Consider the following 12,577-nt stretch of genomic DNA (forward strand, 5'->3'; position numbering starts at 1 on the left):
AACATTCTACTTCAAAACAGGAATTAAAGATAGTCAAGATTCTAATAATTTCAAAGATAAAAGAAAAAATGCCAAAGACAATGACATTAATAAATTGTGCTCCTACAAGAATTACGAGGATAAAAAATTATGTTCCCAAGCAAAAGACAACGCATGTTGAGAGCGTAGTATTGATGTCAAAAATAAGATTATAGGTTATAATATTGTTGAAAGTAGTAGCTTTTAGGATTTTTAGAGGGTTTTGTATGAATTTTGAAAAAATTGTAATTAGTTTATTACCTATAGCAGGATTGTTTTTGTCTTTTTTTTATAAGTATAAAGCAAATGGAAATATCAGTAAGTATAGTGGATTTAGAACAGCATTAAGTATGAAATCAAAAGAAAACTGGAATTATGCCCATAAGTATGCAGCTAAACTTTTGCGAATATATGCTATATTTTTTATATTATTAAATATTATAATAATAGTTAGTAATAGTTTAAATAATACAACTATGACAGTCATAGTTATATTGCAAATGCTATTTTACTTCATCATTGGATATAAAGTAAATAATGCTTTGGCGAAAAAAGAAAATAGTTAGAATCTATTAAGAATTAAAAAAGGATTAAGTTATGTATATTGAAAATGAAAAAAAATAAACCAATAATACAAGGTGACGACATTGAGTCTAGGGATGTAGTATTAATTCTTATAACTTTAGTGGCTAATGCAATGTTGCATGAACGCAAATGTAAATACAATTATTAATGCTAATGTAATAGCAAGGGTAAGCGGTGGTTTAAATTACAAATTAACTTCTAATAGAAAAAAGTATAGTTTATGATGAAAAGCTTAAAGTAATATTTAAATCTTCAGTTGAAGTTGAAATAGAAAATTGACAAGAATAAAAACTAAATAATCAATAAAATCAACAGTACCCGATACGCCTCTTAAAGTGGTGTAAGTCGGGTCTTTTAATTGCAAAAATAATCCCACCATATATGGTAATGGCTTGTTCAATAAGTATTAAAAAAAATAACCAAGTACTTGAATCAAAAATTGATAAACACTTTAAGCATGTTAAAAAATAATTTAAAGGGTGTAAAACTAACTTCGAAATATGTCCTATAGGGAATTATTTTTAAATAGAGTTAAGTTACATGAGCTAATCCTTTATGATATACTTAGATTAAGTTCCAAAACGGAAATAATTCTAAATAGATAGAGGTGTAGGCATATGGAAATAAAGCGTGATTATTATTTAGATAAATTAATAGGAAAAAAAGAGAATGGGTTCATTAAGATTATTACAGGAATTAGAAGGAGCGGTAAATCTTATTTACTTAATAATCTATTTTATAATTATTTGCTTGAAAATGGAGTAGATAATAAACATATTATAAAATTTGCCTTTGATTCAGGAAGAGATTTATTAAAAATTGGCGAAGATTTAATGGATTTAGATGTACTAAGCGGTGAAAGATTAGTAGATCCTAAAAAATTTTTAGACTATATCATGAGCAAAACTAATGACAAGGAAAAATTTTATATCCTCTTAGATGAAGTTCAATTGCTTAAATCTTTTGAGCAAGTCTTAAATGGATTTTTGCGTCAAGATAATTTTGATGTTTATGTTACTGGGAGTAATTCTAAATTCTTATCTAAAGATGTCATTACTGAATTTGCAGGTAGGGGTGATGAGATCCATATTATGCCCCTTGTATTTTCTGAATTTCTTCAAACTTATGATGGCGACAAAGAAGATGCTTTTGCTGAATATCAAGTTTACGGCGGTTTACCAGCTGGAGCTTTAATGAAAAGGGATGAAGATAAGATGAATTACCTAAAGGGGCAACTCGAAAATGTATATTTGCGAGATATTGTTCATAGGTATGACATACGCTTAACTTCTGAACTAGAAGACTTACTTAATATTTTAGCATCAGGAATTTCAAGCCTTACTAATCCAAGTAAAATAGCTTCAACTTTTAAGTCCATAAAAAAGTCTAAAATTTCAGCCAATACCATTGATAAATTTATAGGATATTTTGAAGATTCTTTTATACTAAAAAGAGTATATAGATATGATGTTAAGGGGAGAAAATATATAGGAACACCTTATAAAATATACTTTGAAGATTTAGGTTTAAGAAATGCAAGATTAAATTTTAGGCAAATAGAACCAACCCACCTAATGGAAAATATTATTTTTAATGAATTAAGATATCGTGGCTATATGGTTGATGTAGGTATGGTAATAAAAAGAGAAAGTAATAAAAATAAAGATATAAAGAAACAGCTGGAAGTTGACTTCATAGCTAACCTTGGAAGCAAAAGATATTATATTCAATCCGCCTATAGCCTCCCATCCATAGAAAAAACAAATCAAGAAAAAGCATCCTTGTTAAATATTGATGACTCATTTAAAAAAATTATTATCGTAAAAGATAGAATAAAACCGGTTTTAGATGAAAATGGAATACTCACTATTAATTTATTTGACTTCTTATTGGATAAAGATAGTTTAGATTTATAATGAATAACTTAACTTATTCGTTATGGATATATTGCTACATACGAGGCTTTTGAAAAAAATGAGAATAGATGAAATATAAAAATTTATTTAAAATATTATTGAGTATTATATAAGGAGGGAAAGATGGATATATTTTTAGTGACACTTAGAATATTGTTAGCGGCCTTTTTGGGAGCCATTATTGGTGTGGAAAGGGAAATGAAAAACAGGGCTGCCGGTTTTAGAACCCATATAATAGTAAGTGTTGGAGCATGCTTAATTATGCTAATAGGCATAGATGGAATTGGCAAAATATCTGATGACCTTGGACGAGATGCGGCAAGAATTGCGGGCCAAGTTGTAAGTGGAATTGGTTTTTTAGGTGCAGGTACTATACTTCAAAAAAAAGATGGCGTATCAGGTCTTACCACAGCTGCTACCCTATGGTTATCTGCAGCAATTGGACTAGCAGTGGGAATTGGATTTTATGAAGGAGCTGTCATTGCAACTATAATTTGTCTAGTAACCTTGGTATCCTTAAAGGGCGTTAGTGATTTTATAAACGATATGACAACAAAGTCTTATATAATGGTATTTGATACTGATAATTTTAATGAAGAAAGCTTTCTGGATTTTGCATCAAAAGAAGGCGTGGAAGTTAGAAAATTAGATATAATTGATGAAGATATAGACGATCAATCAATGATTAATTCAACTTTATCCTTTAATAGGAATTATAATATTGGCAAATTTTTCAAGAAATTAAAATCAGACTACCATTTGAATTCAGTAAAATTGAGAAAACACGAAGATTAGGGTAAAGAGAAGGCGATATAGAAGTTCCTAGATAAATTATTACAGTTATGGATTTTGAGATCCCTATCGGATTTAGAAATTATAAGCTTAAGTTTTCTTATTATAGATGCAACTTATTTTTTACTATTAATATCTTTAACAATCCATCTATTGCAGGCAAATTTGTAATATTAAAATTATTATTTGATGAAGGAATTTTAAAGGAGAATTAGTTTCCAATTGAAAAAATAAATTATTAAAGCATCTACAGGCGTAGATGCTATTTTTTTGCGTGAAAAATTATGTGTGTCCTATAAAAAATTTTGAAAAGAGAATTTAGCTTTTATATTGTTAAAAAATTTTTATTGACATATATCGATTCTCGATATATAATTCAATTATCGATAGTCGATATTAAAGGGGGCAAGATTATGTTAAAGACAAAATACTTAGCTTATACAAACTTTGGACTTGTTGAAAAATGGTATGAAGACATGGCAAAGAAGGGCTGGCAAATAGAAAAAATAATTTTGCCCTTCATTCACAAGTTTAAAAAAGCTGAACCAGAAGATGCCAGCTATAAAATTTCCATGGCTCCCAACGAAGGATCTTTTTCTGCCTTCTCAAAAGATGAACTAAGGGACTTTGATGATATGGCAGGAGATTTTGGTTGGCATCTTGTATACAGGACCTTCAACATGAACATTTACAAGTTAGAAGAAGGAAGCCAAGACTCTCTTTATAACGATGGGAGTGAAGAAATTGAAATTTTAAAGAAGGGCGTCAGGGGTGAAATAATTTCTCTTAGCATAAATTTCATTGTTTTTGCATTCCTATCTTTCTTTTTAATTTCTCAATTTTTATCCAGTAACATATTTTACTCCAACTACACAATATTTATGGGTCCAGCTTGCCTTTTATTTCTTCTTTTGGATGCCTTGGCTCTGGGAGATTATATATTTTTTAAAAAGAGAAACAGAGACGCTAAAGATGTAAAGGAAATAAAATTTTCAAGACTTACTTTTTCTAAGACCTTTATCATATTATTTTATATTGCAATTATTTTAATAGTGCTTGCACTTACATCAGGCTTTTTGCTTTCTAGCGGAGATTCAAATTCTTTTGTAATGCTAATAAGTTTGCTGCCAACTCTTGTTATGATTTCTTTTATTTATTTCTATCGCAAAAAAATTAAAGCCATGAACATAAAAAGAAAGGAGAAAAAATTTATTTTAATCTCAATGGTTATTTTAATTTCTTTAATTACCAATGTATCTATATTTAGCTTAATCGACAAATTATCTACAGCTAATGAGATTGAAAGCCAAGTTGTGGGAGATTTTATTAAGACTAGGGAAAGGAGAAGCTTTTTGATAGAAAGCTGCGATTATTATTCATCAGAAAAAAATAAGCTTGGCATAATAAAGACTGTTGTAAAGTCACAGGACCTTGCATGCAATTTATTTGAAAGAATTTTAAAAGATACTATGAAGCACCCTTATAGGGCTGACTTTGTTAAGGACATCTCTGGAACCTATCCCTATGACAGGACCTATATCCTATCTGAAGATAAAGACTATTTGATTTTATATAAGAATGTGGTCTTAGAAGTAAATGGTAATCTTGAAGATGAAGAGGTCCAAAAGGATATTGCAAGGATCTTGGAGGTGTAGACATGGCAAGAGACCAATTTCAAACCCTAACAGAGCCCATGTACTTCACCCTCTTGGCACTGGGACAAGTGAGAAATGGGGCAGAGATAACAGCCTGGGTTAGTGAAATCACAGGAGGAAGAATAAACTTAGGGCCAGGAACCCTCTATGCCCTCTTGGCACAGTTTTTAGAAAATGATTTGATCACAAGAGTTGAAGTGGACAAGAAGGGAAAATATTACAAGATAACAGATGAGGGAAGAGAGCTTCTAGAAGAAGAAGTGAAGAGACTTAGACTTTTAATAGACAACTATGAAAATCATTTTGACAAGTAATTTAGAAAAGTAAATTACAAATAAATTTTATATAATGGAGAGCAATTTATGAGAAAGAAAAAGAATAAAAAGAAAAGGAAGAAGTTTCTTATTTTGTTAATTATTTTATTGTTGTGCTGTCCCATAACTTATCGCTACAAGGATGGTGGCACTGTTTCTTATAAGGCGATTTTGTATTCCTACACTAAGTACCACAGGTTGGAAGCAGATGAGTCTTATTATACAGGGAGAGAATTTTTAGTTTTCCCCTTTAATTTTTTAGATTAAAAGGATTAAAATAAAGTAAGAAGGAGGCAGGGCATGGGACAAATTATTGAGTTTCCAGATGACAAGAGGTCAAGGGAGAAGATCAAAGAGCTTAAAAAAACTTTGGAGGACCTTGTTTTTGAAAGGGACAATCTTAAGTTTGTTATTTGTGAAAATATTAAGACTGCATATATGCTAAGCTTTGGCAGTCTGGAGTACAGGCTTTACAAGGCTTATTGCAAGTATCTTCGCTTGATGAGAAAAAGAGACATGATTCAGGCAAAAAAGAACCGTCAAGAAAAAATTAAGATGGAAGTCATTGACAAGAAGCTTGATGAAGAATTTGCCGACTACAAAAAGAAGTTAGATGAAAAAGTTGATGAGATCAACCATGCTCTAGAGCGTTCAAAAGCTGAATTGTTATCTGAGGAAGATGCTAAGCTCCTTAAAAAACTTTACAAAAATATTGTCAAGAGGTTACATCCAGACATAAATCCTTTGATTACGGATACAGAAAAGGAATTATTTTACAATGCCACTGAAGCCTACAAGGATGGCGACCTTGCAAGTCTTCAAATTATTTACGACATAGTTTGCAGTGGAGACGACAAAGATAAGGGAGGCCTTACCGGCAAGTCCTTGGAAGATGAGGTAAAAAGGCTGGAGGATTTGGTGGATCAAGTTCAAAGAGATATTGATTTAATAAGGTCCACGCCGCCCTATACTTGGAGCATATATGTAGAGGACGAGAAGAAAAAATCTGAGAAGTTAAGAGATTTAGAGAGAGATTTAAAGAGTTTTGAAGATGCAATAGACACGCAGGAAGAGTATATTGATGAACTGATGAGGGATGAGACATGAGTGATTTAGTAAAAATAGACAATGGCGATTTAATTGAATATCTCATGAAGACTGGGACAGGTCTTGACTTGCCCAAACCCTTTGAGAGGGATATTTATCTTTTTGATACCTATGTTGCTGGCACGACACACATTGAAGGCATTGAAAATATTGGTGAAAGCCTCAAAGATGACGACCGCTTAGTTTTTTATCGTGAGCCAGAAAATGAACACGACCCCCAAGCCATTCGCATAGAAACTTTGGGGAAAGAAAAAATCGGCTATGTACCGCATAAAGATAATGTCATCTTTTCACGACTAATGGATGCTGGCAAGGTTCTCTTTGCCAAAGTTGTAGAAAAGGAAATGCAGGGCAAGTGGCTCAAGATAAAAATTAAAATCTACCTACACGAAAGCTAGAAAAGGAGTGAAAAAATGAAAGAGAAGCTAATAAAATTTTACGACAAAAAGGACAAAGACAAGGCTATTATTTTATTTTTGATTTATTTTTTTAGCGGCATTTTATTTCTAAGTATTGGCGAAATGCCAAAAGTTTATATGGCTGTGGCAGTTATAAACATAAGGCTTGTCATGCCCTTTTTGTTGGGAATCTTGATTTTTTTGCCAAGCTTATTTAAAAGGCGAGGATATTTTTCTTACCTTCTAATTTTCTTATTCATTCCACATTTATTTTGGATATATTTTTTAAGTAGCAAGTATCTTTTTTACCTACCCCTTTCCTTGGGAATAATTTTTGGTTTATACATAAAAAAAGTCCTTTATTCTATTTGATTATTCTATTTGATTTAAGCTCCTCGGATAAAAAGTAAAAATTTTTGCCATAAAAAATAAAAAAATTTTTAAAAATTTATAAAATATCACCCTTTTGGGGGATGCGAAAATTTTAAAATTTAGTAAAATAAAATTATAAAGATAAAAAGTTGGAAAAATTTGAAATTAGGAAGAAATATTTTTAGAAAGAGAGGAGATAGCTATGAAAAGTTTCAGAAAAGGCCAAGAGAATTTAAGGATAGAATATACAAAAGTATAGGGAGGTGATGACATGAAAAAAATGAAAAATAAAAATGGGATTTCAAAATTTTTATTACTGCTTTTAATTTTATCATCCTTTATTTTTAGTGGATATAAGATTCAAAAGCCAATAAAAATTTATATTAATGGGAAGTCGTAGAGTCAGACCAACCGCCACTTCTTATAGATAACAGGACCTTCGTTCCAATTAGGGTAATTGCAGAAGATCTTGGTGCAACAGTTAACTACAACAAAGAATATAGGATTGTGACAATAAGAAGGGACAAGACAAATATTTTACTGACAATTGGTGATGATATTGCTAGGATTTCAAGTGATGTGGAGACAAGGCCTGCTATCTTAGATGCACCAGCCTTTTTGAGAAATGATAGGACCTACCTGCCACTAAGGTCTATTTCAGAATTATTTGGCATGGAGGTTGATTGGGATGGAGGCAAGAGAGCTGTCTACATAAAGGAAAAGTCTTATTTGCCTGACTATATTAATAGAGATAATGCATTAGAAGAAGTCCTTGAAAGGTTAAGTAAACTTGGAATTTTTAAAAATGAAAAAGTTTATTTTGAGGTAGACGACTATGAAATGAAGCTAGATGGCGGAAGTTATGAGGGCTATCTAGTTACTCTTAGGAAGGACAATCCTATTGATGAGAATTTGACGGAAATGATGGGGCAATACTTCATCAACAAGAAGGGGACACTTCTTATGGAATATGATGTTGTAAATGATAATTTTAAGCTCTTAATTGGAGTTAATTAAAATATAAGGATATAAGGAGGAAATAATGGGATTTATACAAGCTTTTATGGGTTCTTTAGGTGGAACCTTAGCAGATCAATGGAAGGATTTTTATGGACCAATGCCAGGAGTGCCTGCAACAGCAGCAGTCTTTCCTGGAATACCTATGGGAGTAAACAACAATAGGGGAGCAAATTATAAGGGCAACGAAAATGTAATTACTAATGGGACAAAGGTAATTGTACCTGAAGGTACAGCTCTTATAACTATTCAAGATGGAGCCATTACAAATATTATTACTGAAGTTGGTGGTTATGAATATAACACAGAGGACCCCAACTCTAAATCAATCTTTGCAGGCGACGGCTTTGTGGACTCAATAGTTAAGTCCTCTTGGGAAAAATTTAAGTTTGGGGGCATACCTGCCACTAGCCAATTGCTTTTCTATGTGAACTTAAAGGAAATTCCAAACAACAAGTTTGGCACACAGTCAGAAATTTATTGGGACGATGCCTTTTTTGGCACACAAGTTGGTGCCATAACTCGTGGCACTTACACCCTTAATATAATTGACCCAATTTTATTTATAAAAAATTTCGTGCCAGTAAAATATTTAATTGCCGATGCAGAAATTTTTGACTTATCCGACATGGATAATGACGCAGCAGAACAACTTTTTAACGAAGTTGTTGGTAGTCTTTCAGCTGCCTTTTCAAATTATACCAATGACCCAAGTAGGGGCAACCGCATGAGCAGAATCCAAGGCGACCAAATTGGCTTTGCCCAAGCTCTAGCACAAGCAGTGGAAGAGGGCTATCAATGGAAGACTTCAAGGGGACTTCAAATTGCAAAGACTGCCATACTTGCCATTGAATACGACGAAGATACTAAGGCACTTATGTCCGATGTCAAAAAGGCAGATGCCCTTTCTGGCAGCCGTGGCAACTCCTTCTTCCAACAAGCAGCAGCAAGAGGTATTCAGTCTGCTGGTGAAAATGGCGGCGGAGCAAACATGGCTTTTATGTGCATGGGCATGAATGCAGCTGGAAATATGATGGGTGGAGTAAAACAGCCAGATGCTGGAAATTCTTATCAGCCAAACTTTGGAGGAGGACAAGTTAATCAAAACCAAAGCTATAACCAAGGACAAGCTAGTCCAAGCCCAAGCCAAGACCAAGAAGACCCAACAGAAAAATTAATTAAGATGAAAAAACTTCTCGACGCAGGAGTTATAACTGAAGAAGAATTTGCCAAGATGAAGTCTGATTTGCTAGGCATATAGAGGTGATCTTATGACAGATGACAAGTCAAGAGAAGATGTAAAAATAATAGAAGGCGAAGAAAAGTTAAAAGATGGTCAGGTAAAATGTCCAAAATGTGGCTCAACTGATATTGCCACAAATACAAAGACAGGCAAACTAAGATGTAATTTTTGTAGGCACGAATTTGAACTAGACCTTGCAGGAGAAGATGAAGATATTAGCACTTTGGAAGGAAGAAAAATTAGATCTGGTGCCAAGGACATAGATGAAGGCAGCAAGGATATAATTACCCTAAAATGTGAAAGCTGTGGCGCAGAAGTTGTCATTGATACGAGAACTACAACTCAGGCGAGATGCCACTGGTGCCGCAACACTTTATCTATTAACAATCAGATTCCAAATGGCGCTGTGCCCGATGTTATTCTTCCCTTCAAGGTATCTAAGGAAGATGCAAAAAAAGAAATTTCAAACTTTGTAAAGGCGAGAAAGTTTTTTGCTCATCCAAGCTTTACCAGAGAATTTTCTACAGAAAATATTTGCGGAGTCTACATTCCTTATATGTTAATAGATGTCAATGCCCACATGAGACTTGTTGGCGAAGGTGAAATTGAAACAGCTTGCAGGAAAGTTGGAGAAGAAGGCAAGGAGCATTACGAATACGATGCAGATGTATATAAGGTCACAAGAGATTTTGACATATTTATAGACGACCTTTCTATTGAATCATCAAGTGACAAACTGGATTACTCATCAAAAAGTAAAACTAACAACATAATAAATTCCATTATGCCCTTTGATACAGAAAATTGCGTAAACTTCAACTCAAATTATTTGACAGGCTACACATCAGAAAAGAGGGACACAAATATAGACTTTCTTCAAGAAGTAGTTAAGGCACAAAGCTCTGATGTGGCAAGGCTTGAAGCTAAAAATACCATTACAGAGTATGACAGGGGAGTAAGATGGAAGGAAGAAGATTTTGAGGTTAAGGGTGACTCATGGAAGTCAGCCTACTTGCCAGTGTGGCTCTACAGCTACATGCAAACTAAGGGCAAGAAGAATCTGCTTCACTATGTAGCAGTAAATGCCAGGACACTAGAGACAATGGGTAGCGTCCCAATTAATTTCACAAAACTTTACCTTATTTCAATATTAGTAGAAATTTTTGGAGGAATACTTGCATTTATCATCACAACTTTTGCTGCCATGGATAAATTTGTTGGCACAGATTTTCAAAACTATAGAAATTATGCTTGGCTCCTACTACTTTCTGGCTTTGTATTTTTTGTAACTATGTACTTGCGCTACAGAAACGCCAATGCCAGACACCATTACGAGCTTGAGACTAAGCACGAGATTTCAAACCTAATTCGTGAAGATGACTTTATAACAAGTATTTATTCAGTGAGGAATAGTGAGATCTGGGGAGATAATACAGATGAACTAAAGGGCAATAAACTGGACCTAAGCAAGGACAAGGTGCTTAAAAAAGCAATGGATAAGGGCGTCCTAGATGAAGCCCTTGAAAACCAAAAAAAACTAGAGGAAAAAGATAAGTAAAAATTTGGAGGTAGGCTATGAAAAAATCAAAAATTAAAATTTTGTCCTTACTTCTAGCATTAATTTTAATGTCCATGACTTTAGGAGCTTGTGGCAATGAAACTGGAGGGCCAGATGATGTTGCTGAAAAAGAATTTATGAAAAAAGAAAAAATTGAAAAGGAAAAAGAAAATACGGAAGAAAAAATTTCAGACCAAAGGCTTTTTGAAGTTGCAGGCAATAACTTTGAACTACTTGCAAGCAACCTAATGGAAGATTCCGATGGCGACACAGACCTTGTAAACACTTGGAAATTTACAAACAACACAAAGAAAGCAACATCAGCTGCCCTAAATGTCTATATAACATTTATGCAAAAGGACCAAGACATGGATACACCGGGCTCAATTTTCATCAAAGAAGGTTCTACAGACCAGTTGGCAGACTACTCCTTTGAAAATGTAGATCCAGGACAAAGCAAAGTATTTTTCACTTCCTATAAGATAAAGGACAAAGAAATTCCAGTGAACATAAAAATTTCTGACATAGATGGAGCTGATGAGAGTAAAATCCAAGTGCCTCTTGCAGATATGGAAACAGTGACTCTTGACGCCCTAGACTTAGATAAGTAGATTTAATTAATTCTATCTTGTGAAAATTTTTTTGCTTTGTAAAAAATATAAGCCTAAGTGTAGAAAAAAATTAGAGTAAAAACTTATTATTTCTTCCTAACCCCTTTATTGGAAAATTTTCTAATAGAGGGGTTTTTATTGTTGGCAGGGTGGAAATATTTCAAATATAAAGTTTTACTTTTTAATTTTTATAGGCCTTTAAAAATTAAATTCAAAAAAATGTAAAGAAAAATTTACACATAAGAGGAAAAATTCAATCATTCAAATATTTTTTCAGAAGTATATTTGTGATAAAATACTAGGCAAGAATACTTTATCTTAATAAAGAGAAAGCAATGGAGGAAATTATGATTGAAAAAATTATTGACGACAATGAAAATATATTGTGGCGAGGAAGACCCAATGCCTTTCTCTATATTGTAGGCAATCCAAGCATTTATTTGATTGCAATAATTTGGGGACTCTTTGACTTCTTTTTTATTTCTAGTTTTTTTAGAGAATTTAGCTTTATGAATGGATTTTTTATAATTTTCTTTATAATTCATCTTTTCCCTGTATGGTTTGCAATTTTAATGCCGATTTACAGACTTTTAAATTATGGGACTATAGAATATGCAATTACAGACAAGAGAGTTTACATCAGCCAGGGAATTTTTGGAAGAGATGTAAATAATTATGAGCACAGAGAGCTTACAAATTTGAAAGTAGATGTAAATTTTATGGAAAACATAAAGGGACTTGGCACAATTATTCTAGTTTATAATGGCGAAGGGGGAAATTCATCTTACAGCTTTAAGGCTGATAACAATAAATTTATTTCCATAGAAGATCCCTACGATGTTTATAAACTTCTTAAAAAAGTATCTCTCGATGTTGCAACAGACCAAGCCTATCCCAATGCCTATAGACCAAAAGAGAACGAAGGCTACAATACAAAATATAAAAGATAAGTTAAAGACAAGAAAAAGGTCACTGAGAAAATTTTTATGTC

The 12,577-nt window shown here is 32.9% G+C and carries 15 protein-coding genes and 1 pseudogene; all 16 read left to right on the forward strand.

Annotated elements, in window-relative coordinates:
• Positions 1-194 (forward strand): annotated as a pseudogene (locus Q0U74_RS00005) (hypothetical protein); the annotation flags it as partial.
• A gap of 51 nt (positions 195-245) precedes the next feature.
• Positions 246-584: an SdpI family protein gene (locus Q0U74_RS00010; protein ID WP_288164555.1), complete on the forward strand. Its 339-nt coding sequence runs from the start codon at positions 246-248 to the stop codon at positions 582-584.
• A 636-nt stretch (positions 585-1,220) separates the two neighbouring features.
• Positions 1,221-2,519: an ATP-binding protein gene (locus Q0U74_RS00015; protein WP_297391703.1), complete on the forward strand. Its 1,299-nt coding sequence runs from the start codon at positions 1,221-1,223 to the stop codon at positions 2,517-2,519.
• 123 nt (positions 2,520-2,642) lie between these two features.
• Positions 2,643-3,314 carry an MgtC/SapB family protein gene (locus Q0U74_RS00020; protein WP_297391705.1) on the forward strand — a complete coding sequence of 224 codons (672 nt, stop codon included), beginning with the start codon at positions 2,643-2,645 and terminating at the stop codon, positions 3,312-3,314.
• Positions 3,315-3,724: 410 nt separating this feature from the next.
• A complete protein-coding gene (locus Q0U74_RS00025) occupies positions 3,725-4,966 on the forward strand; it encodes a DUF2812 domain-containing protein (protein ID WP_297391707.1) in 1,242 nt (413 codons plus the stop codon).
• 2 nt (positions 4,967-4,968) lie between these two features.
• The gene (locus tag Q0U74_RS00030) at positions 4,969-5,280 is read left to right on the forward strand and encodes a PadR family transcriptional regulator (protein ID WP_297391709.1); all 312 of its coding nucleotides are present in this window, start codon (positions 4,969-4,971) and stop codon (positions 5,278-5,280) included.
• Positions 5,281-5,328: 48 nt separating this feature from the next.
• Complete coding sequence (locus Q0U74_RS00035) at positions 5,329-5,547, forward strand: hypothetical protein (protein WP_297391711.1); 219 nt, start codon at positions 5,329-5,331, stop codon at positions 5,545-5,547.
• 33 nt (positions 5,548-5,580) lie between these two features.
• Positions 5,581-6,387, forward strand: a complete 807-nt coding sequence (locus Q0U74_RS00040; RefSeq protein WP_297391713.1) for a molecular chaperone DnaJ — start codon at positions 5,581-5,583, stop codon at positions 6,385-6,387.
• Positions 6,384-6,785 (forward strand): HIRAN domain-containing protein, encoded by a 402-nt coding sequence (locus Q0U74_RS00045; RefSeq protein ID WP_297391715.1) that lies wholly within the window; start codon positions 6,384-6,386, stop codon positions 6,783-6,785. Before Q0U74_RS00040 ends, Q0U74_RS00045 begins: the two co-directional genes overlap by 4 nt.
• A 15-nt stretch (positions 6,786-6,800) precedes the next feature.
• Positions 6,801-7,157, forward strand: coding sequence for a hypothetical protein (locus Q0U74_RS00050; RefSeq protein ID WP_297391717.1), 357 nt, complete (start codon positions 6,801-6,803; stop codon positions 7,155-7,157).
• A 271-nt stretch (positions 7,158-7,428) separates the two neighbouring features.
• Positions 7,429-7,557 (forward strand): hypothetical protein, encoded by a 129-nt coding sequence (locus Q0U74_RS00055; protein ID WP_297391719.1) that lies wholly within the window; start codon positions 7,429-7,431, stop codon positions 7,555-7,557.
• A 23-nt stretch (positions 7,558-7,580) separates the two neighbouring features.
• Entirely contained in the window at positions 7,581-8,174 is a 594-nt protein-coding gene (locus tag Q0U74_RS00060; RefSeq protein ID WP_297392182.1) for a copper amine oxidase N-terminal domain-containing protein, read from the forward strand.
• Between the two features lie 25 nt (positions 8,175-8,199).
• Positions 8,200-9,435 carry an SPFH domain-containing protein gene (locus Q0U74_RS00065; RefSeq protein ID WP_297391721.1) on the forward strand — a complete coding sequence of 412 codons (1,236 nt, stop codon included), beginning with the start codon at positions 8,200-8,202 and terminating at the stop codon, positions 9,433-9,435.
• 10 nt (positions 9,436-9,445) lie between these two features.
• A complete protein-coding gene (locus tag Q0U74_RS00070) occupies positions 9,446-10,975 on the forward strand; it encodes a TFIIB-type zinc ribbon-containing protein (protein ID WP_297391723.1) in 1,530 nt (509 codons plus the stop codon).
• Positions 10,976-10,992: 17 nt separating this feature from the next.
• Positions 10,993-11,586 carry a DUF5067 domain-containing protein gene (locus tag Q0U74_RS00075; RefSeq protein ID WP_297391725.1) on the forward strand — a complete coding sequence of 198 codons (594 nt, stop codon included), beginning with the start codon at positions 10,993-10,995 and terminating at the stop codon, positions 11,584-11,586.
• Between the two features lie 347 nt (positions 11,587-11,933).
• Positions 11,934-12,536, forward strand: a complete 603-nt coding sequence (locus Q0U74_RS00080) for a PH domain-containing protein (RefSeq protein ID WP_297391727.1) — start codon at positions 11,934-11,936, stop codon at positions 12,534-12,536.
• Positions 12,537-12,577: the final 41 nt, after the last annotated feature.

It is taken from the genome of uncultured Peptoniphilus sp. (assembly GCF_946998875.1).
Taxonomy (GTDB): domain Bacteria; phylum Bacillota; class Clostridia; order Tissierellales; family Peptoniphilaceae; genus Peptoniphilus_A.

Excerpts from the sequence above, each read along its gene's own strand:
- Q0U74_RS00010 (WP_288164555.1), top strand. The coding sequence starts at position 246 with ATGAATTTTGAAAAAATTGTAATTAGTTTATTACCTATAGCAGGATTG.
- Q0U74_RS00015 (WP_297391703.1), top strand. The coding sequence starts at position 1,221 with ATGGAAATAAAGCGTGATTATTATTTAGATAAATTAATAGGAAAAAAA.
- Q0U74_RS00020 (WP_297391705.1), top strand. The coding sequence starts at position 2,643 with ATGGATATATTTTTAGTGACACTTAGAATATTGTTAGCGGCCTTTTTG.
- Q0U74_RS00025 (WP_297391707.1), top strand. The coding sequence starts at position 3,725 with ATGTTAAAGACAAAATACTTAGCTTATACAAACTTTGGACTTGTTGAA.
- Q0U74_RS00030 (WP_297391709.1), top strand. The coding sequence starts at position 4,969 with ATGGCAAGAGACCAATTTCAAACCCTAACAGAGCCCATGTACTTCACC.
- Q0U74_RS00035 (WP_297391711.1), top strand. The coding sequence starts at position 5,329 with ATGAGAAAGAAAAAGAATAAAAAGAAAAGGAAGAAGTTTCTTATTTTG.
- Q0U74_RS00040 (WP_297391713.1), top strand. The coding sequence starts at position 5,581 with ATGGGACAAATTATTGAGTTTCCAGATGACAAGAGGTCAAGGGAGAAG.
- Q0U74_RS00045 (WP_297391715.1), top strand. The coding sequence starts at position 6,384 with ATGAGTGATTTAGTAAAAATAGACAATGGCGATTTAATTGAATATCTC.
- Q0U74_RS00050 (WP_297391717.1), top strand. The coding sequence starts at position 6,801 with ATGAAAGAGAAGCTAATAAAATTTTACGACAAAAAGGACAAAGACAAG.
- Q0U74_RS00055 (WP_297391719.1), top strand. The coding sequence starts at position 7,429 with ATGAAAAAAATGAAAAATAAAAATGGGATTTCAAAATTTTTATTACTG.
- Q0U74_RS00065 (WP_297391721.1), top strand. The coding sequence starts at position 8,200 with ATGGGATTTATACAAGCTTTTATGGGTTCTTTAGGTGGAACCTTAGCA.
- Q0U74_RS00070 (WP_297391723.1), top strand. The coding sequence starts at position 9,446 with ATGACAGATGACAAGTCAAGAGAAGATGTAAAAATAATAGAAGGCGAA.
- Q0U74_RS00075 (WP_297391725.1), top strand. The coding sequence starts at position 10,993 with ATGAAAAAATCAAAAATTAAAATTTTGTCCTTACTTCTAGCATTAATT.
- Q0U74_RS00080 (WP_297391727.1), top strand. The coding sequence starts at position 11,934 with ATGATTGAAAAAATTATTGACGACAATGAAAATATATTGTGGCGAGGA.